The sequence below is a fragment of the Prevotella sp. BV3P1 genome (genome assembly GCF_000479005.1).
GTDB lineage: Bacteria > Bacteroidota > Bacteroidia > Bacteroidales > Bacteroidaceae > Prevotella.
Genome location: NZ_AWXC01000035.1, coordinates 15,258 through 37,906 on the forward strand (window position 1 = coordinate 15,258; position 22,649 = coordinate 37,906).

A 22,649-nucleotide genomic window follows, 5' to 3' on the forward strand; every position below is an offset into this window, starting at 1 on the left:
TTTTCAGGTTAAACACATTGCTTTTAGGCTTCAATATGCATGCTTTTGATGTGTTATGTCATGCAATTTACCCTGTAAAGTCTTATATATTGCAACTTAAACGTATTGTTATTGCCTTAAAATTTAATTTTTCTTGCCTCCTGATAGCTTGTTTGCTCCCTCTATGCATAGTAAATTTTTCCAGAATGAAAGTTTTGAAGTGCTGTTTTAGGGGTATTATTTGGTTAAAAATTTCTACATTTTTTCAGGTAGTAGCGTGATTTATCATGTTCTAAAATGCCGTAGTATTGCATATCATTACGCACTTACCTATTTATTCATGTCTGTTTTTTATTTTTTGAAGATACCACCTATTATAACTCTATAAATTACAGCAATTTTCAATAAAACAATCAATAATATTGCACAATATATGGTATAATGTGCAATATAAGGTACTTTTTTCGATAAAACATTTGTAGATGTGAATAAAAATTTGTTCCTTTGCATCCGTATTTTTGATAATGAATCACTTATAAACATTTTAAAAAAGTTACAATTATGTCAGAAATTGAAAGCAAAGTAAAGGCTATTATCGTAGATAAGTTGGGTGTTGATGAGGCAGAAGTAAAGCCAGAAGCAAGTTTCACCAATGATCTGGGTGCCGATTCATTGGACACTGTAGAGCTGATTATGGAATTCGAGAAAGAATTCGGCATCTCTATTCCAGACGATAAAGCTGAGAAAATTGCAACGGTAGGTGATGCTATTTCTTATATCGAAGAAAATGCAAAATAATTAAAAGCAAACGATTTGGGTTGAGCTGGGAGATTTCTTTCAGCTCAATTTCAATTTGCTTTTAATCAATTTTTTTTATTCAATCAATGGAATTAAAAAGAGTAGTAGTAACAGGACTTGGTGCCGTGACACCTATTGGCAATACGCCTGAAGAAACATGGAAAAGCATGTTGGCAGGTAAGAGTGGTGCTGCTCCTATTACATTATTTGATACTTCCAACTTCAAGACACAGTTTGCTTGTGAAGTAAAAGGCCTGAATATCACAGACTATATTGATAGAAAGGCCGTACGCAAGCTGGATCGCTACACGCAGTTAGCCATGATTTCGGCCATGCAGGGTGTAAAAGATGCTGGACTTGACTTGGAAAAAGAAGACAAAACCCGTATTGGTGTCATCTATGGTGTGGGTATCGGAGGAATTAAAACCTTCGAAGAAGAGGTTTCGTATTATGCCTTGAACAAGGAAAACGGACCAAAATTCAGCCCATTCTTCATTCCTAAGATGATTGCCGACATCGCTTCCGGGCAGATTTCCATTCTTTTTGGATTTCATGGTCCCAACTATACCACAACCAGTGCGTGTGCTTCTTCGAGCACAGCCTTGTCAGATGCATTCAATCTCATTCGTTTGGGCAAGGCGAACATCATCGTTTCTGGTGGTGCCGAGGCAGCCATTACGGCCAGTGGTGTGGGTGGCTTCAATGCCATGCATGCGTTGTCAACCCGTAATGACGACCCTGAACACGCTTCACGGCCGTTCAGTGCCAGTCGTGACGGTTTCGTCATGGGCGAGGGAGCTGGCTGTTTAATTCTTGAAGAGTTGGAACATGCCAAGGCGCGCGGTGCCAAAATCTATGCTGAAATGATTGGTGAGGGTGCCAGTGGCGACGCTTATCACATCACGGCCAGCCATCCGGAAGGACTTGGTGCTAAGTTGGTGATGACCGCAGCTCTTGAAGATGCCGGCCTGAAGCCAGAAGATGTTGATTACATCAATGTGCATGGTACTTCCACACCTGTAGGAGACATCTCTGAGGTTAAAGCCATCAAGAATGTGTTTGGTGACCATGCATACAAATTGAATATCAGTTCTACCAAGAGTATGACCGGCCACTTGCTGGGTGCAGCAGGTACTGTTGAGGCTATGGCATGTGTGTTGGCGGTTCAGAACGGCATCATTCCTCCAACTATCAATCATGAGGAGGATGACAAGGATCCCGAAATTGACTACGACTTGAACTTTACGTTCAACAAAGCTCAAAAGCGTGAGGTGCGTGTAGCTTTGAGTAATACGTTCGGGTTTGGTGGACATAATGCTTGCGTAGTATTCAAGAAGTATGCTGAGTAATATTCTCGATCGGATAAAGCTCCCCTTCCGTCGTGAAAGGGAGCTTTACTCGTCTTTATACCGTATCATCGGTTTCTATCCACACGATATCAGTTATTACAAATTGGCCTTGATGCACAAGAGCGTCATGCGTCGCAATGCCAAGGGCAAACCCGTGAATAACGAGCGCTTGGAGTTTCTTGGCGATGCCATTCTCGATGCTACGGTAGGGCATATCGTGTACGAGCATTTTCCGGGAAAACGTGAGGGATTTCTCACCAACACACGCAGTAAGCTGGTTCAACGCAGCACCTTGAACAAGTTGGCCAACGAGATGGGCATTTGCAAGCTCATCCTCAGCAGCGGACGCAACGCCTCTCATAACAGTTATATGGGCGGAAATGCGTTCGAAGCACTTGTGGGTGCCATCTATCTGGATCGTGGTTACGATGCTTGCATGCGCTTCATGAAAGACCGAATCTTGAAAGAAATGCTCAATATCGATAAGGTAGCTTACAAGGAAGTGAATTTTAAGAGTAAGCTGATTGAGTGGAGCCAGAAAAACAAGGTGAAGATTAACTTCAAGTTGTTGAATCAAGGACAGGATAAAAACGGTAACCCGATCTTTAAGTATGCAGCCGAATTGGAAGGTGTTGAGGGATGTTCTGGTGAGGGATTCAGTAAGAAAGAGAGTCAACAGCTGGCCAGTAAGCTCACGTTGGAACAACTGAAACGCAAGCCACAGTTCATTGATGAGGTGTTTGCCGCCAAGACCAATCGTACCAAGATGGAAGAAGAACCGGTAGTAATCGTGCCGGACACGCATCCACAGGATGATTTCATCGTGGTGAAGAGTGAAGACCTACCGGTACAAAAGCACGAATCACCCTTCCAGGAAGAGGTCTTTACGGAGTCTCAAGACGAGGTTCGTGAAGAGTCGCCTGTTATCTCCAACTTGGTAGATGAGATTGATGAGCTACATTTAGACGATATCAGCGCCCAAAGAATGAGCGATGAGGAAGTCATTGCCAAGGCCGAAGAAGAAGCCTTCTCGAATGAATAGCTGCGTCAGTAGCGTGCATACAGATGCTTGCTGTCGGCGTATCTGTCGACAGCAGCCATGTATCGTCCTTTAAAATTCTTGTCTATAGGTGTTTAAGTCTGTAGTGATGCGGTTGGTTCAGCTTGTGAATTGGCCGCTTTCTGATCATTATGGATGAGTTTGAGCAAGTGTTCTACCGCCTCTTCCGTAGGAATGTTCTTCTCCACACAAGTTTGTTTTCTGTACAAAGAAACCTTTCCTGGGCCGGCACCGACATAACCATAATCGGCATCAGCCATCTCTCCAGGCCCGTTGACAATGCATCCCATGATGCCTATCTTAAGTCCTTTCATCTCTTTTGTGGCGTCTTTAATGCGCGCAATGGTCTGTTGTAGGTCGTATAAGGTGCGTCCACAGCCCGGACAACTGATGTATTCGGTTTTGCTCATGCGCAATCTTCCTGCCTGTAAGATGTTGAATGCAGTGTCTTCCAATACGCTGTCGGACAGTTTTCCGTCGTTCATGAGCCAGATACCATCTGTCAATCCGTCGATCATCAATGCTCCCATGTCGGCCGATGCGTCCAGTTGGAAGTCGCTCTTGTCATCGTGGTGGTACATTTGGGCAAAGACTACTGGATTGTACACACCGTTGTTCATCATCTCATGAACCAGTGCTCGCTGGTCTCCTACCCTGTTTTGGTGGTTGCTCATGCACACCACAACAATCTCGGGATGGGCTTTCAGGCATGCAACATATTCCTCTGTAGGTGTTCCGAACTGCAACACAAGGAACTTGATGTCCGACTTCATGCTGCCAATGAATGGCATGGCCATGGCTGGAAAGATGGGATAGGTATGTTTTTCGCCGTGGTATTCGCTGTAATCAACGATATATTTCCGGTCTTCCGCGTATGGAGGAACTTGGCTGCCCACGTAAATGTAGTCGGCATTGCGGCCTTCGTTCGAAGTAATGACAATGGGTACGTTGCTTCCACCAATGTTGCCAATTGCACGTGTTTTACGCCTTTCAGGGCGAAGAAAGTTGAAGTGCGGATTGGATTCTGCTGGAATCATCAGGTGTCCGGCACGCTTTGCTACGTAATCTGCTAAGTGTTTGGCCACGGGAATCTCACATTCGGGTTCTTCAGAAAGCGATACACGAATGGTGTCTCCAATGCCATCTGCCAACAAAGCACCGATTCCCACCGCACTCTTGATGCGTCCGTCCTCGCCTTCTCCAGCTTCTGTTACGCCAAGGTGTAAGGGATAGTGCATGTCTTCCTTGTCCATTGTGTCGACAAGCAAGCGCACTGATTGCACCATCACTACGGTATTGCTTGCCTTGATGGAGATAACAACGTCATCAAATTGCTGTTTTTTGCAGATACGGAGAAACTCCATGCAGCTTTCTACAATGCCTTCGGGCGTATCACCGTATCGGTTTCGTATTCTATCCGATAATGATCCGTGGTTTACCCCTATGCGAATGGCGGTGTGGTTGGCTTTACAAATGTTGAGAAAAGGTACAAACCGGTCTTCAATCTTTTTGAGTTCGCGCGCATACTCCTCGTCCGTGTACTCTAATTGGATGAACTTTCTGGCGGGATCTACATAATTTCCCGGGTTAATGCGAACCTTCTCGGTATGCTGTGCAGCCACGTCAGCCACATTGGCATTAAAGTGTACATCGGCCACCAACGGTGTGTCATACCCTTTGGCATGCAATCCGTCATGGATGTTCTTCAGGTTTTCAGCCTCTCTCCTACCCTGTGTGGTGAGTCGTACCAATTCTCCGCCAGCCTGAATGATGCGTTCTGCTTGCTCAATGCACGCCTCCGTGTCATTCGTGTCGGTTGTGGTCATCGATTGGATGCGTACCGGATTATCGCCACCAATATCGATATTGCCTACATGTACTACGTTCGATTTACGGCGTTGATAATTAAAAAGATCTGTCATGAGTACACGTTTCTCTTAGTTAGTCTTGTATTCGTAATCTTTTATTGCTGCCAAATCAGCATTTGCTTTCGTGATTTTGGCACCCAATCCTGCTTTATGATCTTTGATTTTTTGCGCGATTGATTCGTCTGTCAGCGCCAACATCTCCACTGCAAGGATAGCAGCGTTCATGGAAGCGTTAACCCCTACCGTGGCAACTGGAATGCCCGGTGGCATCTGTATGATGCTGAGCATGGCGTCCAAACCATCTAACATCCCTTTGATGGGAACGCCGATGACGGGCAATGTGGTGTTGGCGGCAATCACGCCAGGCAGCGCAGCAGCCATTCCGGCAGCGGCTATAATTACTTTGATACCTCTGTTTGCGGCCTCTTTGGCAAACTCTTCAACGGCAGCGGGCGTGCGGTGAGCCGACAAAGCGTTCACTTCAAAGGGTATTTTTAGGTCGTTTAGAAACTTACATGCTTTCTCCATGACAGGGAGATCGCTTGTGCTACCCATGATGATGCTTACTAATGGTTTCATATTCATATTGTTTTAAGAGTTTGATTTCAAATCATTGAGATAATATAAAAGGCGGATATCAGACCCACAATGAATCCAACATTCACCTGTGAAAGTGTGTGTTGCTTGAGAATGATGCGGCTCGATCCCACCAATCCCGCGAACAAGATGGCCAAACAGAGCCACCAAGTAGGATTGAAGTGAAACAACAAGGCAAACGACATCAATGCGCCTGTTACGCCACCGATGGCTGCCGAGTGGGTAGATATCTTCCACCAGACGTTGATGAGCGCACAGATAATCTGGATGGCGAGTGCCGTGATGAGGATACTGCTGATGAAATGTGGGATGTGATACAGGTTCATGATGTAGTAACATGCGAAGTAACACACAATCGAGATGATGTAAGGCACCATTCGTCTCTCCTTCATTCCCAGCTCGTGCAGTGTCCATCCCTGGTATTTTCGATACAGGTGTATCAGCAAGGTTGGCAGCAACACGGTGAAAAGATACACCATCATGATGACGGTAAGCTTGTAATACCAAGGAACCAGCCTGTTGAGATAACTCAACATGAACAGCGCTACCAGTCCGAGCACGGGCAGATAGAAGGGTGTGAAGACGATGCTTATCGTCCGAGCGGCCAAAATAATGTTCTTTTCTTTCATATTGTGTCATCCGCAGGTTGTGTCTTTGCGGATGGTTTCTTCTTCATGTTTCAGCGTCATTCATGACAAACGATGCGTCAATCATTCTTTCCTGAGCCGCGCAACCGATAGTCCTAATTGCTCTCTGTACTTGGCTACGGTACGTCGGGCCACGGGGAATCCCATCTTTCTCAGTTCCTTGGCCAGCGCCTCGTCACTGAACGGCTTGTGTTTGTCCTCGTGTTCGATTACTTCTTTCAGTGCCAGTTTGATTTTCCGGGTAGAGAATTCTTCCCCTTCATCGGTGGTGTAGCTGTCGGTGAAGAAGAACCTGAGCGGGAAAGTGCCCCATTTCGTCTGTGCATACTTGATGTTGCTTACGCGCGAGATGGTAGAGATGTCCAGTCCGGTCTTGTCGGCAATGTTTTTCAGAATCATGGGTTTGAGGTCTGACTCGTCACCGTCGAGGAAGAACTTACGCTGCCAGTCTATAATCGCTTTCATCGTTATGTACAGCGTGTGTCGGCGTTGTTTGATGGCATCGATGAACCCTTGCGCCTTGTCTATTTTCTGTTTGGCGTACAACAGCGCTTCCTTTTCCTGCCGGTTCATGTTCTCCTTGTTGTTCTTGTAGGTGTCTACCATGTCGGAAAACGCCGGAGAGATGGTTAGTTGTGGAATTTTTCCTTGGTTCAGTGTGAACGATATGTTGTTGTTGTCATCCACGTCGATGATAAAGTCTGGCGTGATTTGCTGGACGTTCCTACCCATGGTCTCGCCCATTGATGCGCCGGGTTTGGGATTGAGCTTGCGTATCTCTTCTTGAACCGTCCGCAGTTGCAAGTCGGATAGTTTGAGGTTGGCCTGTATTTTGTCCCAATGTTTCTTGGTGAACGCGTCAAACTGGCGGGTCACCACTTGCTGCAAGATGTCTTTAAGTTTGCTCTCCGGACGCCTTTCCACCTGCAACAGCAGACACTCTTGCAGCGACCTGGCGCCGATGCCCGCAGGGTCGAACCCTTGCAGGATGTACAACACCTCCTCTATTTGCGTGGGCGTGACGTCGATGTTGTGGTAGATGGCCAGTTCGTCACTAATCGATTCAACATCCTTTCGCAGGTAACCGTCGTCGTCGAGCGAGCCGATGAGGTATTCCATCACGTCTTTCTGCGTGTCCGTGAGGTTCTCCATCATCATTTGCTCTTTCAGTTTGTCGTAGAAAGATTTGGTGTCTCCGTAAACAATCTCCTCATAGTCGGCGTTGTCTTGCGGATGATAAGCCCCGTAAGCGTCAGGCATCTCATCATCTCTTCCGATGTTTTCCAGGGCTTTGTCCAACGCTTCTTCGCGCTCTTCGCGTTCAGTTTGCTCGGCAAAGTCTTCCTCCCGTTCGTCCCGGCCATCCGTTTCATCCTCATGGTGTTCCTCCCCTTCGGCTTTCTCCAACGCCGGATTGTCATCCAATTCGGCGTTGACGCTCTCCTCCAGTTCGGTCAACGGCATCTCCAGCAGCTTCACTTGCAACATTTGTTGTTGCGAGAGTCGCTGTACCTGCTGTTGTCGTTGCTCTTGAGTTTGTATGAGTTTGTTGGCCATTGCTGTATATCCAGTCCTTTCTGATGCTGTTCGCGTGCGTTCTTCACACGCTGTTGACGCACATGCAAAAATACAAAAGATATTCTTATAATCCGCTTCTTTTGGGGGTAATTTTCCAAGATTGCCCAGCCGGCAGGTTCGCTTTCGGTTGGCGCACGCAGAGAAAACGTCTACGATCAATCTTTAAAATAATCCTTGAGTTGTGCGGCCAGTGCGGCCAAGTGTTCCGGATTGGCGTTGCCATAACGCTGCCAAATGTCCTGACAGGGTACAAGTAGTGGGTGAATCATCATGTCATCACGATTCAGATATGGGTCACAGAATTTGAAAACCGTCATCACTTCGACGATTTTTCCTGGTTTCAGGCGCATCAATTTGGCCAGACTGACAATCTCGGGTGTTTGGGCTACCATGGTAATGGGTACGAGCCTGAAATACAAATCCAAGATGATGATGAGCATCATCGGTGTGAGTTCCGCGTCAGCCGCGAGCGGTTTGAAGTCGTGTTCAAAAGATTCGTTCACCTCTACCCCATCGTAAAACGATGCAGCTTGTCCAAATCCCCGCATCTTTTTCAGCAACTTTACCCCACGAGCCAATTTGTTAGGGTGCTCGGCATACTCGTTCCACAGCTTTTCCAAGCGTGGCGTGTCCAGTCGTCTCAGCCGAAACATCTGCTCATATAAGGTCTGTGGCGGTATGTGTAGTTCCAAGCTAAGGTCAACCATGGCGCGCGAATACAAGGATTTCACGCCAACTGGCTTCTTCAGGTACAGTTGCATCAACAGCAACCAACAGTCGTCCGACCATTCATTGGGTATTGACATGATCATTCATTGTTTTGAAATAAAGAGCGTATGCATGTGGCAAGGACGCATGTTTTACACAGTTGCTGCGAAAACTCTTTGAGGCAAAGATAGCATAACTTTTGCAAAGCATCAAGTAAACGCTTTGCTTTTTCTTGCAAAAGCATTACTTTTGCATCATTCATGAATCAATAGTTACCACGATGAACAAAACTTTAATCATCCTGTCTTTGTGCTTTTGTTGGATTACCTCCAACGCTCAACTTTCTAAAAGCGAGATTCGCAACAACCCTTTGTTGGCTGCCAACGGCTATTATGCTTATCCTGGTCCGCTCAAACCGCAGCTCACGCCTGCACCAAAGGGCTATGTTCCGTTTTACATCAGTCATTATGGGCGGCACGGTTCGCGCTATCTCATCGACCCAAACGATTACAACGGTCCGCTTCGCACGCTGCAACAGGCCGACAGCCTGGGCAAACTCACCCCTTTGGGCAAGGAGGTGTTGCGCAAAGTAACCCTGATTTGCAACGAGTCGAAAGGTAGATTGGGCGAGTTAACCTTACGCGGAGCCGAGCAACATCAGCAGATAGCACGCCGCATGTTCGAGCGTTTTCCCGAAGTGCTGAGTGGAAAAAGAAACGTAGATGCCAAGAGCAGCACCGTCATTCGCTGCATCTTGTCCATGGAAAATGCGTTGCAGCAACTGGCAAGGCTTAATCCTCAGCTGCACATTACGCACGATGCCAGTGCGTATGACATGCCCTATTTGGTGTATGGCGACACGGCTTTATACAAAAACAAAATGCCAGGCAAGGTAAAAAACGTCTACGAGGCTTTTGCCAAGCGGCATGACAACCATGTAGGGGTGATGAACCGAATTTTCAAGGATGAAAGCTATTGGCGCGAACACGTTGACGCAACACGATTAAACACCCAGCTTTACAACCTTGCCAGCAACGTGCAGAGCACCGAACTGCGCCACCAGCTGTCGCTCTTAGACCTCTTTACCCACGACGAGTTGTACGATGCGTGGTTGAAAACCAATGCGTGGTGGTATATCAACTATGGCCCGTCACCCCTGAACGGTGCTGTTCAGCCCTATTCGCAACGCATGTTGCTGCGCCGTATCATCACCGAGGCCGACAGTTGCGTGGCTCTCTCCCACCCCGGCGCAACGCTTCGTTACGGACACGACACGATGGTGATGCCCCTGGTGTGCCTGTTAGACATCAATGGTTACGGCAAACAGATTGAGGATTTGGAGCGTTTGGATGATGAGAACTGGCTGGATTACCGCATCTTCCCCATGGCCTGCAACCTGCAGTTCGTGTTCTATCGCTCGCAAGCGCATCCGCATGACATCCTCGTGAAGGTGCTTCTGAACGAAGACGAAGTCACTCTACCTCTCCCGACCGACATCGCTCCCTATTACCATTGGAACGAATTCAAGACTTATTATCTGAACAAAATAGATCAGTTTCAAACCAAAAAGTAGCCGGAGGGCAGCTGTTTTGATGGTTGCCGAAGGATTGTAAAGAAACAATATTTTTGTTAAGATAAATGAAAAAACAGCGATAAAAATGGTTTCTTTATCATGCGATTACCGTATTTTGTCTATTTTTGCGAACTAAAGATTGTACAGTTATTTTAGTGCGAATGATGACAAGAAGAATGAAACGCAGATTGATGGCGTGGATGATGGTGCTTACCTTCATCTCGGCTCTTCTCGTTAAAGACGTTCATGCGCACAGAGTAACTGTCCAGCAGTTAGACCAAACAGAGCAACACCAAACCACAGTACAGACGTATTGTTACATTTGTAACTTTGACCTGTGCAAGATGAGCATGCCCAAACTCTTTGTTTGGCAGCCTGTGTTGCTTGTAAAACGTATTGTTAAACCGCTTTTTACAGCTCAAATCGTTTATCGTGAACCGCTAGCGGTAAACGCTCATTCGCCACCTTTTTTAATTCATAATTCTTAATTCATAATTCATAATTCGGAGGAGAGAACATTCTTTCGGCTGAAGAATGATGATGCTCATACCCCTATTTTATTAAAAAACAGCGCAAGCCGAGCATAGAGAGAGTTTACTTGCTATATTGAGGCGCAGTCTGTTTTATGTAAAGATAGTGCGAGCCGAACGCAATCAAGCTTGTTTGTAATTGCTGAGGCGATGCCTATCTTATTGAAAAATAGTGCAAACTGAAGGCCATCCAATCATGATTGAATGGCTGAGGCGATGCCTATTGAATGAAAAGGAGAAATTATACAAATGAATAAAAAGGAAAAATTATGGCTTATCATCCTATTATTGAGTATGGTGATGAGCAATAGTACGTTTGTGAATGCGCAGGATATAGAACACATACCTCGGCAACATCTAAAAGATACCATTACTTTGGGCGAGGTAGTGGTGAAGAGTAAACGGCAAATCGTTACGCCCAATAGTGTGAGTGCCACACTCACCCACGATGACATTGCCCGTGCAGCGGGCAAGTCACTGGCCTCGATGTTAGAGAATGTCAGTGGGGTGAGTATGCTTCAGACGGGTTCCAATGTTGCCAAGCCGGTGATACACGGCATGTATGGCAACCGAATATTGGTAGTGAGTAGGGGAGCAAGGCTTACTGGACAGCAGTGGGGGATAGACCATGCGCCAGAAATTGACAAGAATGCCTTCAACGATGTGGTGGTAGTGAAAGGCTCTGAGTCGGTGAGATATGGCGCGGAAGCGTTGGGTGGCATCATTTTGATGAACGCCAAACCCTTGCCGTATGGCGCTCCTCAGGTGCAAGCCGACGTGATGAGCTACTATGGAAGCAACGGACGGCAGATGGGAACGGTAGGATTCATGCAGGGAACGCTGCCTTTTAATCGCCAAATAGCGTGGAGCTTGCAAGGCACTTTTGAACAGTCGGGCGACCGAAGTACGGCGGCTTATCTGCTCAACAACACGGGCATGCGGCAACGCAACGCCGCGTTCTCGCTGGGATATCAGCATGACCAGTGGCGCATAGAAACGGGGTACAGCTTGTTTTGGCAAAAAATGGGAGTGATGCGTAGTGCGCAAATGGGCAACGAGCAGCTGTTGCAAGAGCGCATCAGGATAGGACAACCGGTTGAGTTTACGCCTTTTACCTATCAAATAGATTATCCCTTTCAGCGTGTAGCGCATCATACCGCCTTTGTCAATGTTTATTATCAGCCAAGTAGGAGCGTGAAATGCAGTTGGCAAACCACCTATCAAGCCGACGACAGGCGTGAAAATCGCATCCGTCGCATGAACCATTCGGACATCCCTTCGGTTAGTCTTTTCTTACAATCACTGCAATCACAATGGCATTGGAGTAAGCTGTCTGACCGTTGGAAGACAGAGTGGGGGGCGCAAGGAATGCTCATGAAGAATAGTAATGAGCGTGGAACGGGCGTTGTACCCGTAATACCCAACTATACAGAAACAACCTTTGGCGCTTATGCGTTGCGCAAATATTTGGGCGATACATGGGGCGTAGAGGGTGGAACAAGGTTTGATTACCAGCTTACCCGTGCCGATGGCTACGATTGGACCGGACACCGATATGGGGGAAGCAGGCACTTTGAGAATGTTACTTTCACGTTAGGAGGTCATCAGCATTTAGGAAATCTGTTGACATTGGCTACCAATTTTGGCATGGCATGGCGCGCACCACACGTTTACGAACTGTTTAGTAATGGCAACGAGCTAAGCTCCGGCATGTTTGTGCGTGGCGACTCCACGCTCCGTTCAGAGCAAAGTTACAAGTGGGTGACCTCACTCAGCTACGCCAACACATGGGTGCAAGCTCGGGTGGATGGATATCTGCAATGGATCAATCATTACATTTACGATTATCCTACGCGCGAGAACATCGTCGTAGTGTCTGGAGCATACCCCGTATTTCAATACGTTCAGACCAATGCCTTGTTTCGTGGAGTGGACGTAGATACGCATTTTTACCCTTTGCGCACGGTAGACTACCGCGTGTTTGCATCGTGGATATGGGCGAACGAGCAACGAACAAAGGCATATTTGCCGTACATTCCGTCGTTTAAGCTCACGCAGCAGCTGTCGTGGAAGCCTGCCGTCAGCGGGGCTTGGCATCCTTCTGTGGGCATCGAGCACCGCTATGTGGCCAAGCAACGCAGGTTTAATGCGGCTACCGACCTGGTGGACGATACGCCGGCGGCATATCATTTGTTGGGCTTTAACTGTGGTGTTACCTGGCAAATGCCTCATCACCAACAGCTATCTTTGTGTTTTGAAGGAACCAATGTGTTGAATCAATTGTATAAGGAGTACACCAATCGGAGTCGGTATTACGCCCACGACCTTGGGAGGGACATTCGTTGCACCCTTCGTTGGAGGTTTAATTGAGATAGTTGACAAGTTTACGAGTTAACAAGTTGACCAGTTTATAGTTTACGGGTTCATCAATAACGATAACCGTATTCGTCATTTTATAAAAAAACAAACATGATCAAAATAACAAAAACAATGAGAACAAAGACCATATTTTCAACCATTTTCGCATACCTCTGTATGTTGTTGATATTTGTAGTAGCATCGTGTAAACCCGAAGCGGCAGTGGATGAACTCAAGAACAAGTTGCACGAAGACCCGGTGAAGGCCGTGTTTACCTTGCAAGAGGGGTCCATCAAGGGTAACAAACCGTTTAACCAGCAGTTGGTGTTGGCTGATTTTACCCCATCGACAACGCCGGCGCAGCAAATCGTTTGGGAAATAACACCCAAAGAGGGGTGGCACGTCAGCAGTGCGCTCAAGCACTTTCAAGTGAAGAGCGTCAAGGCGAATCCGGCGGTGGTGTACCACTTGTCCATTGAATATTATAACAGCAAGGGTGAGAAAATCAACCACCAGTTCTTCGATTTGGGACAAGATAAGATACATCAGCACTTCTTTTCGCTGTACAAAACCACTACGGTATTGGGTAAGACAGGCAAGGCGCGCGTGGCAGATAAGAGCCAATTGCCCTACGATTATTGCTATGTGGACCAATACAATGGGGTAGACATGGGGGCTACCAACCCCGTTGGATTTGACGGGTTGTTGCAGATTGTGCATCCGAGTGAGGCGTTCAACCTGTCAGTCGACTTGCTGCATGCGGCTCAAAGCAAATATGACAAGGACAACCGGTTGTCACCTTTCTATCTTCCTGCCGCGGCTCTCACCTCTACCGGACAGTGGGACATTACGGTGTCGCTGCCCTTTGACGTAGACGGACAGGTGGCTCAAGGGGACGCAAAACCCCTCGATGCGTCGCTGTTTCAACCCAAAACGGTGGAAATAGAGGTGTATGAAGGGCATTTGCATGGCGAAAAGACGTTCCATCAAAACGGATATTCAAAGAATAATCAATGCCTGGGCAAGTCGTATAGGTTGAAATATACGTTGGAAAACAATCAATGGGTGGCAGACAAGTCAAATCCCACGTCGGTTAATGTGATGGGAAATGCTGATAAATTTGTGCGATATGCGTTCTCTTTGCGCTATTTCAACGACAAGCATGAGGATATAACGGGGCAGATAGTAAATGGAGGAGAGGACCAGCACTATCAGCATTTCTTCACCGTAAGCGACGTGAAACCGTCGTATGGTGGGGTAGAGGAGAAGACGGATGGCAACCATCCTGATTTCTTCCAATACACTTACTGCGACACAAAGCCTTGGAACAAGACCGTACACTTTGACGATGCTGCGTTCTTGGACGACGACAACCCGATAGGTATCAAGGGGTTTTTTACTTTTTTGCGCAGCCGTAAGCAATTCACACTTAACATTCGACTCATGCGGGCGCACCAGTCAAAAAGGGTAGGGGGCAAGCCTTCTCCTTTTTATGAGCCCTCAGCACAGCAAGAAGCAAAAGAGGCATGGATGCCGGTTATAAAGATTCCCGTCAACGTGTATATGGACTGGAATGAAAAAGGCTTGGACCTTGAGGTTTGGGAGAATCCAAATTTGGTGGAGAGTACCCAGCTGAAAGACCTCTCCGAGCATGACCAAAGAACGGTGCTGTCGCTCATGAAGGCTTTTGGTATCAAGGATATCAAAACCGCTTTGGCAGAGTTTTATTGGAATATGGCTGATGTTCCCGTCCACGACGGCAGGGGGTTTTGGTTCTAATGCAGTTCTGCGAACTGCTTGACGCGGCACAGCTTGGCAGGTCTTGCTGCGCCCTTTGCGGTACAACGTACCGCTCGGGTGCCGGATGGGCCTGCCAAGCTGTCTTCTAACCTCACCCATGCGTCACCCAACGTATGGATGATTTTTTTCCGTCCCCATGCTTCTGCCGTTTAATCTCTATGCTTTTGGTGCCCAAACTCAATGCTATTGGAGGCCAAACTCAATGCTTTTGGAGTTCAAACTCAATGCTTTTGAAAGGTGTGTCCTGGATGTTTTGTAACCAATTGCTATTCAGTTGGTTGTGATGTAACGGCGAGGGAGGTTATCAGGCGTGGCCAACGTCTTCAAGGCGTCATTCGTTTATTTGTTGCTGTTGGGTGGAGTAGTGGGGCTCGTTTGATTGCTGTCGCCATTCGATGGCTTTCAGGCGGTTGTACTCTTCCATGGAAAGTATCACCACACTCTTGTCTTCAGGGCGTTGTACCAACAGCGTTTCGTTGGCGTTGACCACTTCATCCATGTAGCTGACGGGGGCGGTCGCGTATCTTACGATATCTATTATTTTCATGTAAGTAATCGTTTGGGTTTGAATGTTCGTCGTGCTTTGTCCCGCAGACGGCATGGGTTGTCAGTGCGCTTCCAGCCAGTTTTTACCCCAACCGCCATCGGCTATCAGCGGAACCCGCAGCGGATATGCGTTTTGCATCTCTTCCATCACGATGCGTTCAACCTGCTCTTTCTCCTCGGGCAGCACGCTGAAATTGAGTTCGTCATGTACCTGAAGAATCATTTTTGATTGGATGTTCTCTCGTTTGAACCGTTCGTAAATACGTATCATCGCCACCTTGATGATGTCGGCAGCCGACCCTTGGATGGGTGCGTTGATGGCATTGCGCTCCGCAAAGCCACGGACGGTGGCGTTGTGGCTGTTGATGTCGGGGAGATAGCGGCGGCGATGGAAGAAGGTTTCCACATATCCTTGCTCGCGAGCCGTTGCTTTGGCCTGTTCCATGTAGTCGTATACCTGCGGAAAGGTGGTGAAATAGCCGTCGATAAGCTTTCTGGCTTCACTCCGGTCGATGCCCAATCGCTCTGCCAAGCCAAACACCGTGATGCCATAGATGATGCCGAAGTTGGCGCGTTTGGCCTTGGTTCGTTCGTCACGCGTCACGTCTTTCATGTCCTTGCCGTATATTTTGGCAGCGGTGGCGGCATGGATGTCGTAGCCGTGTTGAAAGGCCTCGATCATGTGTTTGTCGCCGCTGAGATGCGCCATGACACGCAATTCTATCTGACTATAATCGGCGGAGAAGAACAAACAACCGTCTTCGGGGATGAAACACTTGCGGATTTCCTTTCCATCCTCGCCCCGTACGGGGATGTTTTGCAGGTTAGGATCGCTCGAGGAGAGCCGTCCCGTGGCCGTTACCGTTTGGTTGAACGAGGTATGAATGTGCCCTGTTCGGGGGTTGATGAGCTTGGGCAGCGCGTCAACGTAGGTCCCCAACAGCTTTTTCAGCCCACGATAATCCAGAATGAGGGTTACTATTTCGTTGCCAGCCGCATATTTTTGCAGTTCCTCTTCACTGGTGACGAATTGCCCTTTCTTGGTCTTTTTGGGCTTTTCGGCTATGTGTAATTTGTCGAAAAGAACGTCGCCCACCTGTTTGGGCGATGACACGTTGAACGCTTCGCCTGCCAGTTCGTGAATCTGATGCTCCAAATCCAGCATTCGTTTGGTGAAGTTTTCTGACGTTTCCTTCAACGCTTCGGTATCTATGCGCACGCCGTTCATTTCCATCTCGGACAGTACGTTCACCAAAGGCATTTCCATTTGGTAGAACAGATGAGCGACTCCGGCTTCCTTGAGCTTAGGTTCGAGCGCGTTTTTAAGTTGCAATGTAATGTCTGCATCTTCGCAAGCGTACTCATAGATGTCGGTAGGAGAGAGGTCGCGCATGTTCTTTTGGTTTTTTCCTCGCTCGCCAATCAGTTCTTCAATATGTATGGTTTGATAGTTGAGGTACACCTCTGCCATGTAATCCATGTTGTGATGAAGTTCGGGTTGCAGCACATAGTGGGCAATCATGGTGTCGAACATCGGTCCTTTCAGTTCGATACCGTAATTGCGAAGCACCTCCATGTCGTACTTGATGTTTTGCCCTACTTTCACAATCTCCTCGTTTTCATAGAGAGGTTTGAATATTTTAACAAGGTTTATGGCATCTTCACGATTGGTAGGAACAGGCACGTAAAATGCCTTTTTCGGCTCAACGGCAAAGCTCAAACCAACCAATTCTGCCTCCATGGGGTTGGTTGAAGTGGTCTCAGTGTCTAAACTGAGAATTTTATTTGTTAAGAAAAAGTCACAAATCCGATGCACTTCTTCCTGACTATCAATGAGTTTGTATTCGTAATGACCCGTTTTAAGGCTCTCAAAACTCGCGTTTTTTGGCTCAACCTGCCCAATTGCCGGGGATTCTGCAAAGAGATTGAGTTGTTTGTTTGTTGTTTTTGGATTTCTTTGTGATTTGTTAAGGATTCTGTTGGCGAATGATTTGAATTCTAATTCGGTGAAGATTTCGGCCAATTTATTTTCATCTGGTTGTTTCAGCGTCAAGTCATCCAGGTTCAACTTAATGGGCACATCGGTGCGGATGGTTGCCAAGAATTGTGACATCTTAATATCCTCGATGGCCTTTTCCACTTTCTCGCGCAACTTACCTTTAATCTCTGGGGTTCGTCTCAACAGCTCCTCAATGGATCCGAACTGGTTGATAAGTTTTGAAGCGGTCTTTTCTCCCACGCCCGGACATCCCGGAAAGTTGTCGGCAGTGTCACCCATGAGGGCTAAAAGGTCGATGACTTGTAGTGGGGTGGTGATGTTGTATTTGTCGCAGATTTCTCTCTCACCCAGCGTTTCGTACCCACCTCCGTGCCGTGGACGGTACATCCACACATGTTCTCCCACCAGTTGTCCGTAGTCTTTGTCAGGGGTCAGCATATAGGTGTCTATGCCTTTTTTGCCCGATTTCGTGGCTAATGTGCCGATGATGTCGTCGGCTTCGAAGCCGTCTACTTGCAAACTTGGAATGTGATAGGCCTCCAATATTTGTTTGATGATAGGTACCGCTTTCTTAATGTCTTCTGGTGTAGCTTCCCGTTGCGCCTTGTAAGCGGGGAAAGCCTCGTTCCTAAAGGTAAGTCCATGGTCGAATGCCACGCCTATATACGTGGGATTCTCTTTTGTGAGCACCTCGTTGAGGGTGTTACAAAAGCCCATGACGGCCGATGTATTGAGGCCTTTGGAGTTGATACGCGGGTTATTGATGAATGCGTAATACGACCTATAAATGAGTGCATAGGCGTCCAAGAGAAACAGTTTGTCCATATTTTAGTATATTATATATTGTAAAATTACGAAAAAAATAGAACAAATAGGGATTTATTCCGTATTTTTGTGACAAAAATAGCAAGCATGGACTATTTATCCCTGATACAACAACCTATTGTCGATGAATTGAATGACTTTGATTACCTGTATGATGAATCATTGTCACACGGTGATGGACTGCTTTCGCAAGCACTTTCTCACATTCGTCAACGAAAGGGAAAGCGTATGCGGCCCATGCTTATTTTGTTAATAGCGAAGAACTTTAATGGCATTACCTCGACCGCCCAGCATGCCGCGGTGGGCTTGGAACTGCTGCATACCGCCAGCCTTGTGCACGATGATGTGGTGGATGAGAGTGGCGAACGCCGTGGACAGGCATCGGTGAATGCTACCTATGACAATAAAGTGGCGGTGCTGGTGGGCGATTATATCCTGTCAACAGCTTTGTTACAGGTTTCTTTCACTCATTCGGAAGCCATTATTCAAAACCTTGCTAACCTTGGTAGAACCTTGTCGAATGGTGAGATTTTGCAGCTGAGCAATATCCAAAATCAGGACATTTCGGAAGAAGTATATTACCAAGTCATCAAGCAAAAGACGGCAGCCTTGTTCGAATCGTGTGCCGTGATTGGCGCACAAGCGGGCAAAGCAACACCTGAAGAGGTGGAGGCTGCTCGTCAATTTGGACAAACGTTGGGTATTATTTTCCAGATTAGGGATGATATTTTCGATTATTTTGAATCGAAAGAGATTGGCAAACCCACTGGCAATGACATGGCAGAGGGCAAACTTACCCTCCCCGTTATTTATGCCTTGAATTCTACGCGCAATGCCACCATGCTCCAATTGGCACATAAGGTGAAGCACAACACGGTGACACCCGATGAAATCGCACAATTGGTAGCTTTCACAAAGCAGCAGGGGGGCATTGAATATGCAGAGCAACGCATGGACGAATTGCATCAACAGGCATTGGCTTTTATAGACATTCATGTGGCGGATGCCGATATTAAGAAGGCTTTGCAGGCCTACATCGATTATGTGGTGAAGCGTACAAAATAAGGAGTACGCACACCTTTTCCAGCCTTGTTTTTGTTTTGATTGTGATAGATAACTTGTAAAAATCATATTCTTATCGTCATGAAAACAAGATTTCTTACTTTTATGCTCCTGTTGTGTGCTTCCGTTTGCGCATCGCATGCACAGAAATTGGAAGGTAGTTGGACGGGCAAACTGTTGGTTCAAGGTACACAATTAACGCTAGTCTTTCACGTTGAAAAGGACAAAAACAGCGGTTTCATCGGTACGATGGATAGTCCTGACCAAAGTGTAAAAGGCGTTCCAACCACAGTGAACAGCCTCACAGCCGACTCTGTGGATATTGTTATCTCCTCTATAGGAGCACGGTATCTCGGCAAACAGCAGGGGGACCACATTCAAGGAACGTTTACACAGTTTGGGAGGTCTTTCCCCTTGATGCTCAATCGTGGTGTCGAGGAACTAAAAAGACCGCAAACTCCTCATGCGCCTTATCCATATCAAACTGAGGAAGTGACCTTTCAAAACGCCAAGGCGAATGCTGTTTTCTCGGGAACATTGACTTATCCTGAGGGTTATGAGCAGATGAATAAACAGAAAGTACCTGTGGTACTGATGGTAACAGGTAGCGGTCAGGAAAATAGAAACGAGGAAATATTCGATCATCAGCCTTTCTTCGTCTTGGCAGATTATTTGGCTCGCCATGGCATTGCTTCGCTTCGATACGATGACAGAGGGTTTGCGAAGTCTACAGGTGATGCTTCCCAATCGACAATGAAAGACAATGCGGAGGATGCGCGCTGTGGTTTCAACTACCTGAAAAGCCTGAAAAAGTTTGGAAAGATAGGTGTTATGGGACATAGTGAGGGTGGTAGTATTGCCATGATGTTGGCAGCAGAGGGCTTACCCGATTTTATTGTGAGTCTTGCTGGGGTCGCTGGACGTGGTGATAGCTTGATGTTAAAGCAAGTATATCAAGCGATGGAGGCAAGAGGTGGTGCCACTTTCGCCCGCGATTACTGTAAGGTGTTGGGGGCTATTTATGCTTATAGAAATGCCAAGAAAGACATTTCTCACCCCGAAGCCGTGTTAGACTCCTTGTTGAAACAAACTAATGTGTCGCTCCCAGCATTGAGCCGGCAAAGTTTTTTACCCGTTATCACCATACAAACCCCATGGGTTCTCGATTTCATCGCTACCGACATGGCTTGCTATCTTCCAAAAATCAAGTGCCCTGTCATGGCGGTGAATGGTAGTAAAGATGTGCAGGTAGATGCGCGCGACAATCTTTCTGCCTTGAGAAAAGGCTTGAAACCCAACAAAAAGAACCTGATTAAAGAATACGAAGGACTGAACCATCTGTTCCAACACTGTACGACGGGACAGACAACGGAGTATCGATTGATTGAAGAAACCTTTGCGCCAGAAGTGATGCAAGACATCGTTGATTGGATCAAGGCACTTTGATCACGCTAAAAAGTTCAAGCGGATATACATTTCTGAGGTGTATATCCGCTTTTTTGCAGGGCAATTTTTTTCAGCTGGTTCTATCGATGTTTAGAAGAATTTTACTTCCTTTCCTTCAATCTCACTGAGCAACATGTTCGCCAAGCGACTGGTACCTAAGCGGAACCATTTATTGGTAAGCCATTTTTCGCCTAACACTTCTTTTACAATGGTGTAGTAGATGAGGGCGTCCATTACCGAGTTGATGCCGCCTGCCGGCTTAAAACCTATCTGAATGCCCGTTTCTTCGTAGTATTCCTTGATGGCTTGGCACATCACATACGCAGCTTCTGGCGTGGCTGCCACCTTCTCTTTGCCCGTAGAAGTCTTGATGTAATCGGCTCCGGCATACATGGAAAGGATAGAGGCTTTCTTGATGTTTGAGGCTGTTTTTAAGCATCCTGTCTCTAAAATCACCTTCATGGCTGCGTCTCCGCAAGTTTCTTTCAACTCTTGTATATCCTCGCACATCTCTTCGTAATTGCCGCTTAGGAATTTGCCTACAGGCATTACGATGTCAATCTCCGTAGCTCCATCTTTCACTGCCAATGCCGTTTCGGCTACCTTTACCTCGATGAGGGCTTGTGAAGAGGGGAAACTGCCCGATACGCAGGCTATTTCAACGCCTTCAACCTCCAAGGTATCGTGTACCACCTGAGCAAAACAAGGATACACGCAGATAGTGGCAACATGGGGTAAGTCAGCGTATTCTGTGTCAAACTGGTTTACCTTTTCGGTAAAAGCCATGATGCTTTCGTCTGAATCAGTGCATTTCAATGAGGTCAGTTCGATACTTCCAAACAGAAATTTCTTCACCTCAGGGGTGTCATTGATATGTACTTTCTCTTCGATAATCTTCTTAACCGCCTCTCGTACTTCATCATCGTTAAGGTTGGTGTTGTACTTTTTCAAAGCCTGTTCGTACTTATCGACTGTTTGCTTGGGCGCATTCTTAGCGTTCAATTGCTCTTTCGATGCTTCTATGTTCTGTTTGATAGCCATTTTTTATTGAAGTTTTGGGTTGTTAATATGTCTTGTTTTATCTCTCTTTGTTTTCTTTTTCATGTTTTCTTCGAATGCTTGGGTGAGGTCAACCCCTGTTTGGTTGGCCAAACAAATGAGCACCCACAGAACATCCGCCATTTCATCGGCAAGATTAGGTGTTTCTCCTGGCTTGAAACTTTGGTCGCCATAGGTGCGTGAGATGATGCGCGCCAACTCGCCAACCTCTTCGGTGAGGCACGCCATATTGGTGAGTTCGGAGAAATAGCGTACACCATATTCCTTAATCCAGCGATCAACTTGTTGCTGTGCTTCTTTGATTTCCATATCTTAAATCTTGATTTGGGGGTGTTTGCGTTACTCTTTATTTTTGGTATCCATACAGATGGTTACCGGACCATCGTTCACTAATTTCACCTGCATGTCGGCACCAAACTCGCCAGTGGCTACCTCTTTTCCCAATTGGGTAGTCAAACGTTCGCAAAACAACTGGTAGAGTGGGATAGAAATCTCGTGCCCTGCAGCTCGAATATACGATGGTCGGTTGCCTTTTTTGTATGATGCCATGAGGGTAAACTGGCTCACCACCAATATTTCGCCATTGATATCGAGTATAGATTTGTTCATAATCCCCTGTTCATCATCGAACACACGAAGGTTGACAACCTTCTTTACAAGCCATTCAATATCGTCTTCGGTATCATCTTCACCTATCCCTAAAAGGATAAGAAAACCTTGCTGAATGGCCGATTTCATCGTGCCTTTGATGCTTACCGATGCTTCTGAAACTCTTTGTATGACAATTCTCATTTTACAAATGATATTTATTTTTATGGTGCAAACCAAATAATCATTCGATAATTGAGCACATCTTTTATCTTCACG

The 22,649-nt window shown here is 46.7% G+C and carries 19 protein-coding genes; 9 read left to right on the forward strand and 10 right to left on the reverse strand.

What is annotated here, in order from left to right; genetic code table 11:
• Positions 1–540: 540 nt before the first annotated feature.
• From HMPREF1254_RS06315 to rnc, 3 genes are all read left to right on the forward strand, one after another.
• Positions 541–777, forward strand: a complete 237-nt coding sequence (locus HMPREF1254_RS06315) for an acyl carrier protein (RefSeq protein WP_004347843.1) — start codon at positions 541–543, stop codon at positions 775–777.
• A gap of 86 nt (positions 778–863) precedes the next feature.
• Positions 864–2,126, forward strand: coding sequence for a beta-ketoacyl-ACP synthase II (gene fabF, locus HMPREF1254_RS06320; protein ID WP_023057840.1), 1,263 nt, complete (start codon positions 864–866; stop codon positions 2,124–2,126).
• The gene (rnc, locus tag HMPREF1254_RS06325; protein WP_023057825.1) at positions 2,116–3,168 is read left to right on the forward strand and encodes a ribonuclease III; all 1,053 of its coding nucleotides are present in this window, start codon (positions 2,116–2,118) and stop codon (positions 3,166–3,168) included. The genes fabF and rnc overlap by 11 nt, the downstream gene beginning before the upstream one ends.
• A 92-nt stretch (positions 3,169–3,260) precedes the next feature.
• Here rnc and HMPREF1254_RS06330 read toward each other — a convergent pair whose 3' ends face one another.
• From HMPREF1254_RS06330 to HMPREF1254_RS06350, 5 genes are all read right to left on the reverse strand, one after another.
• Positions 3,261–5,108 carry a 4-hydroxy-3-methylbut-2-en-1-yl diphosphate synthase gene (locus HMPREF1254_RS06330; protein WP_023057845.1) on the reverse strand — a complete coding sequence of 616 codons (1,848 nt, stop codon included), beginning with the start codon at positions 5,106–5,108 and terminating at the stop codon, positions 3,261–3,263.
• A 15-nt stretch (positions 5,109–5,123) separates the two neighbouring features.
• Positions 5,124–5,633, reverse strand: coding sequence for a 5-(carboxyamino)imidazole ribonucleotide mutase (purE, locus tag HMPREF1254_RS06335; RefSeq protein WP_023057827.1), 510 nt, complete (start codon positions 5,631–5,633; stop codon positions 5,124–5,126).
• A 26-nt stretch (positions 5,634–5,659) separates the two neighbouring features.
• The gene (locus HMPREF1254_RS06340) at positions 5,660–6,280 is read right to left on the reverse strand and encodes a phosphatase PAP2 family protein (protein WP_004347835.1); all 621 of its coding nucleotides are present in this window, start codon (positions 6,278–6,280) and stop codon (positions 5,660–5,662) included.
• An 81-nt stretch (positions 6,281–6,361) separates the two neighbouring features.
• On the reverse strand, positions 6,362–7,855 hold the full coding sequence (rpoN, locus tag HMPREF1254_RS06345) for an RNA polymerase factor sigma-54 (RefSeq protein ID WP_036873231.1): 1,494 nt from the start codon (positions 7,853–7,855) through the stop codon (positions 6,362–6,364).
• Positions 7,856–8,031: 176 nt separating this feature from the next.
• Positions 8,032–8,682 (reverse strand): hypothetical protein, encoded by a 651-nt coding sequence (locus tag HMPREF1254_RS06350; RefSeq protein ID WP_023057850.1) that lies wholly within the window; start codon positions 8,680–8,682, stop codon positions 8,032–8,034.
• Between the two features lie 182 nt (positions 8,683–8,864).
• Between HMPREF1254_RS06350 and HMPREF1254_RS06355 the strand changes: the two genes are divergently transcribed.
• From HMPREF1254_RS06355 to HMPREF1254_RS06370, 4 genes are all read left to right on the forward strand, one after another.
• Positions 8,865–10,157 (forward strand): histidine-type phosphatase, encoded by a 1,293-nt coding sequence (locus tag HMPREF1254_RS06355; RefSeq protein WP_023057824.1) that lies wholly within the window; start codon positions 8,865–8,867, stop codon positions 10,155–10,157.
• A gap of 176 nt (positions 10,158–10,333) precedes the next feature.
• Positions 10,334–10,645, forward strand: coding sequence for a hypothetical protein (locus HMPREF1254_RS06360; protein WP_036873229.1), 312 nt, complete (start codon positions 10,334–10,336; stop codon positions 10,643–10,645).
• 291 nt (positions 10,646–10,936) lie between these two features.
• Positions 10,937–13,057 (forward strand): TonB-dependent receptor, encoded by a 2,121-nt coding sequence (locus HMPREF1254_RS06365; RefSeq protein ID WP_081699050.1) that lies wholly within the window; start codon positions 10,937–10,939, stop codon positions 13,055–13,057.
• A 120-nt stretch (positions 13,058–13,177) separates the two neighbouring features.
• The gene (locus HMPREF1254_RS06370) at positions 13,178–14,824 is read left to right on the forward strand and encodes a hypothetical protein (protein ID WP_036873228.1); all 1,647 of its coding nucleotides are present in this window, start codon (positions 13,178–13,180) and stop codon (positions 14,822–14,824) included.
• A 352-nt stretch (positions 14,825–15,176) separates the two neighbouring features.
• Here HMPREF1254_RS06370 and HMPREF1254_RS06375 read toward each other — a convergent pair whose 3' ends face one another.
• Positions 15,177–15,392, reverse strand: coding sequence for a toxin-antitoxin system antitoxin subunit (locus HMPREF1254_RS06375; protein ID WP_051331296.1), 216 nt, complete (start codon positions 15,390–15,392; stop codon positions 15,177–15,179).
• A 60-nt stretch (positions 15,393–15,452) separates the two neighbouring features.
• Positions 15,453–18,215 carry a DNA polymerase I gene (gene polA, locus HMPREF1254_RS06380; RefSeq protein ID WP_023057849.1) on the reverse strand — a complete coding sequence of 921 codons (2,763 nt, stop codon included), beginning with the start codon at positions 18,213–18,215 and terminating at the stop codon, positions 15,453–15,455.
• Between the two features lie 87 nt (positions 18,216–18,302).
• Between polA and HMPREF1254_RS06385 the strand changes: the two genes are divergently transcribed.
• Complete coding sequence (locus tag HMPREF1254_RS06385; protein WP_023057838.1) at positions 18,303–19,280, forward strand: polyprenyl synthetase family protein; 978 nt, start codon at positions 18,303–18,305, stop codon at positions 19,278–19,280.
• A 78-nt stretch (positions 19,281–19,358) separates the two neighbouring features.
• A complete protein-coding gene (locus tag HMPREF1254_RS06390; protein WP_023057826.1) occupies positions 19,359–20,723 on the forward strand; it encodes an alpha/beta hydrolase in 1,365 nt (454 codons plus the stop codon).
• A 90-nt stretch (positions 20,724–20,813) separates the two neighbouring features.
• Here the strand turns inward: HMPREF1254_RS06390 and deoC are convergent, their stop codons facing one another.
• Genes deoC through dtd form a run of 3 tightly spaced genes read right to left on the reverse strand, consistent with a single transcriptional unit; the run spans position 20,814 to position 22,574 of the window.
• Positions 20,814–21,764 carry a deoxyribose-phosphate aldolase gene (deoC, locus tag HMPREF1254_RS06395; protein WP_023057833.1) on the reverse strand — a complete coding sequence of 317 codons (951 nt, stop codon included), beginning with the start codon at positions 21,762–21,764 and terminating at the stop codon, positions 20,814–20,816.
• A 3-nt stretch (positions 21,765–21,767) separates the two neighbouring features.
• On the reverse strand, positions 21,768–22,091 hold the full coding sequence (locus tag HMPREF1254_RS06400; protein ID WP_023057831.1) for a nucleotide pyrophosphohydrolase: 324 nt from the start codon (positions 22,089–22,091) through the stop codon (positions 21,768–21,770).
• A gap of 30 nt (positions 22,092–22,121) precedes the next feature.
• Positions 22,122–22,574 (reverse strand): D-aminoacyl-tRNA deacylase, encoded by a 453-nt coding sequence (dtd, locus tag HMPREF1254_RS06405; protein ID WP_023057846.1) that lies wholly within the window; start codon positions 22,572–22,574, stop codon positions 22,122–22,124.
• Positions 22,575–22,649: the final 75 nt, after the last annotated feature.

What these genes read in the sequence shown, in the direction of transcription:
- HMPREF1254_RS06315 (WP_004347843.1), top strand. Translation starts at nt 541, where the DNA reads ATGTCAGAAATTGAAAGCAAAGTAAAGGCTATTATCGTAGATAAGTTG.
- fabF (WP_023057840.1), top strand. Translation starts at nt 864, where the DNA reads ATGGAATTAAAAAGAGTAGTAGTAACAGGACTTGGTGCCGTGACACCT.
- rnc (WP_023057825.1), top strand. Translation starts at nt 2,116, where the DNA reads ATGCTGAGTAATATTCTCGATCGGATAAAGCTCCCCTTCCGTCGTGAA.
- HMPREF1254_RS06330 (WP_023057845.1), bottom strand. Translation starts at nt 5,108, where the DNA reads ATGACAGATCTTTTTAATTATCAACGCCGTAAATCGAACGTAGTACAT.
- purE (WP_023057827.1), bottom strand. Translation starts at nt 5,633, where the DNA reads ATGAAACCATTAGTAAGCATCATCATGGGTAGCACAAGCGATCTCCCT.
- HMPREF1254_RS06340 (WP_004347835.1), bottom strand. Translation starts at nt 6,280, where the DNA reads ATGAAAGAAAAGAACATTATTTTGGCCGCTCGGACGATAAGCATCGTC.
- rpoN (WP_036873231.1), bottom strand. Translation starts at nt 7,855, where the DNA reads ATGGCCAACAAACTCATACAAACTCAAGAGCAACGACAACAGCAGGTA.
- HMPREF1254_RS06350 (WP_023057850.1), bottom strand. Translation starts at nt 8,682, where the DNA reads ATGTCAATACCCAATGAATGGTCGGACGACTGTTGGTTGCTGTTGATG.
- HMPREF1254_RS06355 (WP_023057824.1), top strand. Translation starts at nt 8,865, where the DNA reads ATGAACAAAACTTTAATCATCCTGTCTTTGTGCTTTTGTTGGATTACC.
- HMPREF1254_RS06360 (WP_036873229.1), top strand. Translation starts at nt 10,334, where the DNA reads ATGAAACGCAGATTGATGGCGTGGATGATGGTGCTTACCTTCATCTCG.
- HMPREF1254_RS06365 (WP_081699050.1), top strand. Translation starts at nt 10,937, where the DNA reads ATGAATAAAAAGGAAAAATTATGGCTTATCATCCTATTATTGAGTATG.
- HMPREF1254_RS06370 (WP_036873228.1), top strand. Translation starts at nt 13,178, where the DNA reads ATGAGAACAAAGACCATATTTTCAACCATTTTCGCATACCTCTGTATG.
- HMPREF1254_RS06375 (WP_051331296.1), bottom strand. Translation starts at nt 15,392, where the DNA reads ATGAAAATAATAGATATCGTAAGATACGCGACCGCCCCCGTCAGCTAC.
- polA (WP_023057849.1), bottom strand. Translation starts at nt 18,215, where the DNA reads ATGGACAAACTGTTTCTCTTGGACGCCTATGCACTCATTTATAGGTCG.
- HMPREF1254_RS06385 (WP_023057838.1), top strand. Translation starts at nt 18,303, where the DNA reads ATGGACTATTTATCCCTGATACAACAACCTATTGTCGATGAATTGAAT.
- HMPREF1254_RS06390 (WP_023057826.1), top strand. Translation starts at nt 19,359, where the DNA reads ATGAAAACAAGATTTCTTACTTTTATGCTCCTGTTGTGTGCTTCCGTT.
- deoC (WP_023057833.1), bottom strand. Translation starts at nt 21,764, where the DNA reads ATGGCTATCAAACAGAACATAGAAGCATCGAAAGAGCAATTGAACGCT.
- HMPREF1254_RS06400 (WP_023057831.1), bottom strand. Translation starts at nt 22,091, where the DNA reads ATGGAAATCAAAGAAGCACAGCAACAAGTTGATCGCTGGATTAAGGAA.
- dtd (WP_023057846.1), bottom strand. Translation starts at nt 22,574, where the DNA reads ATGAGAATTGTCATACAAAGAGTTTCAGAAGCATCGGTAAGCATCAAA.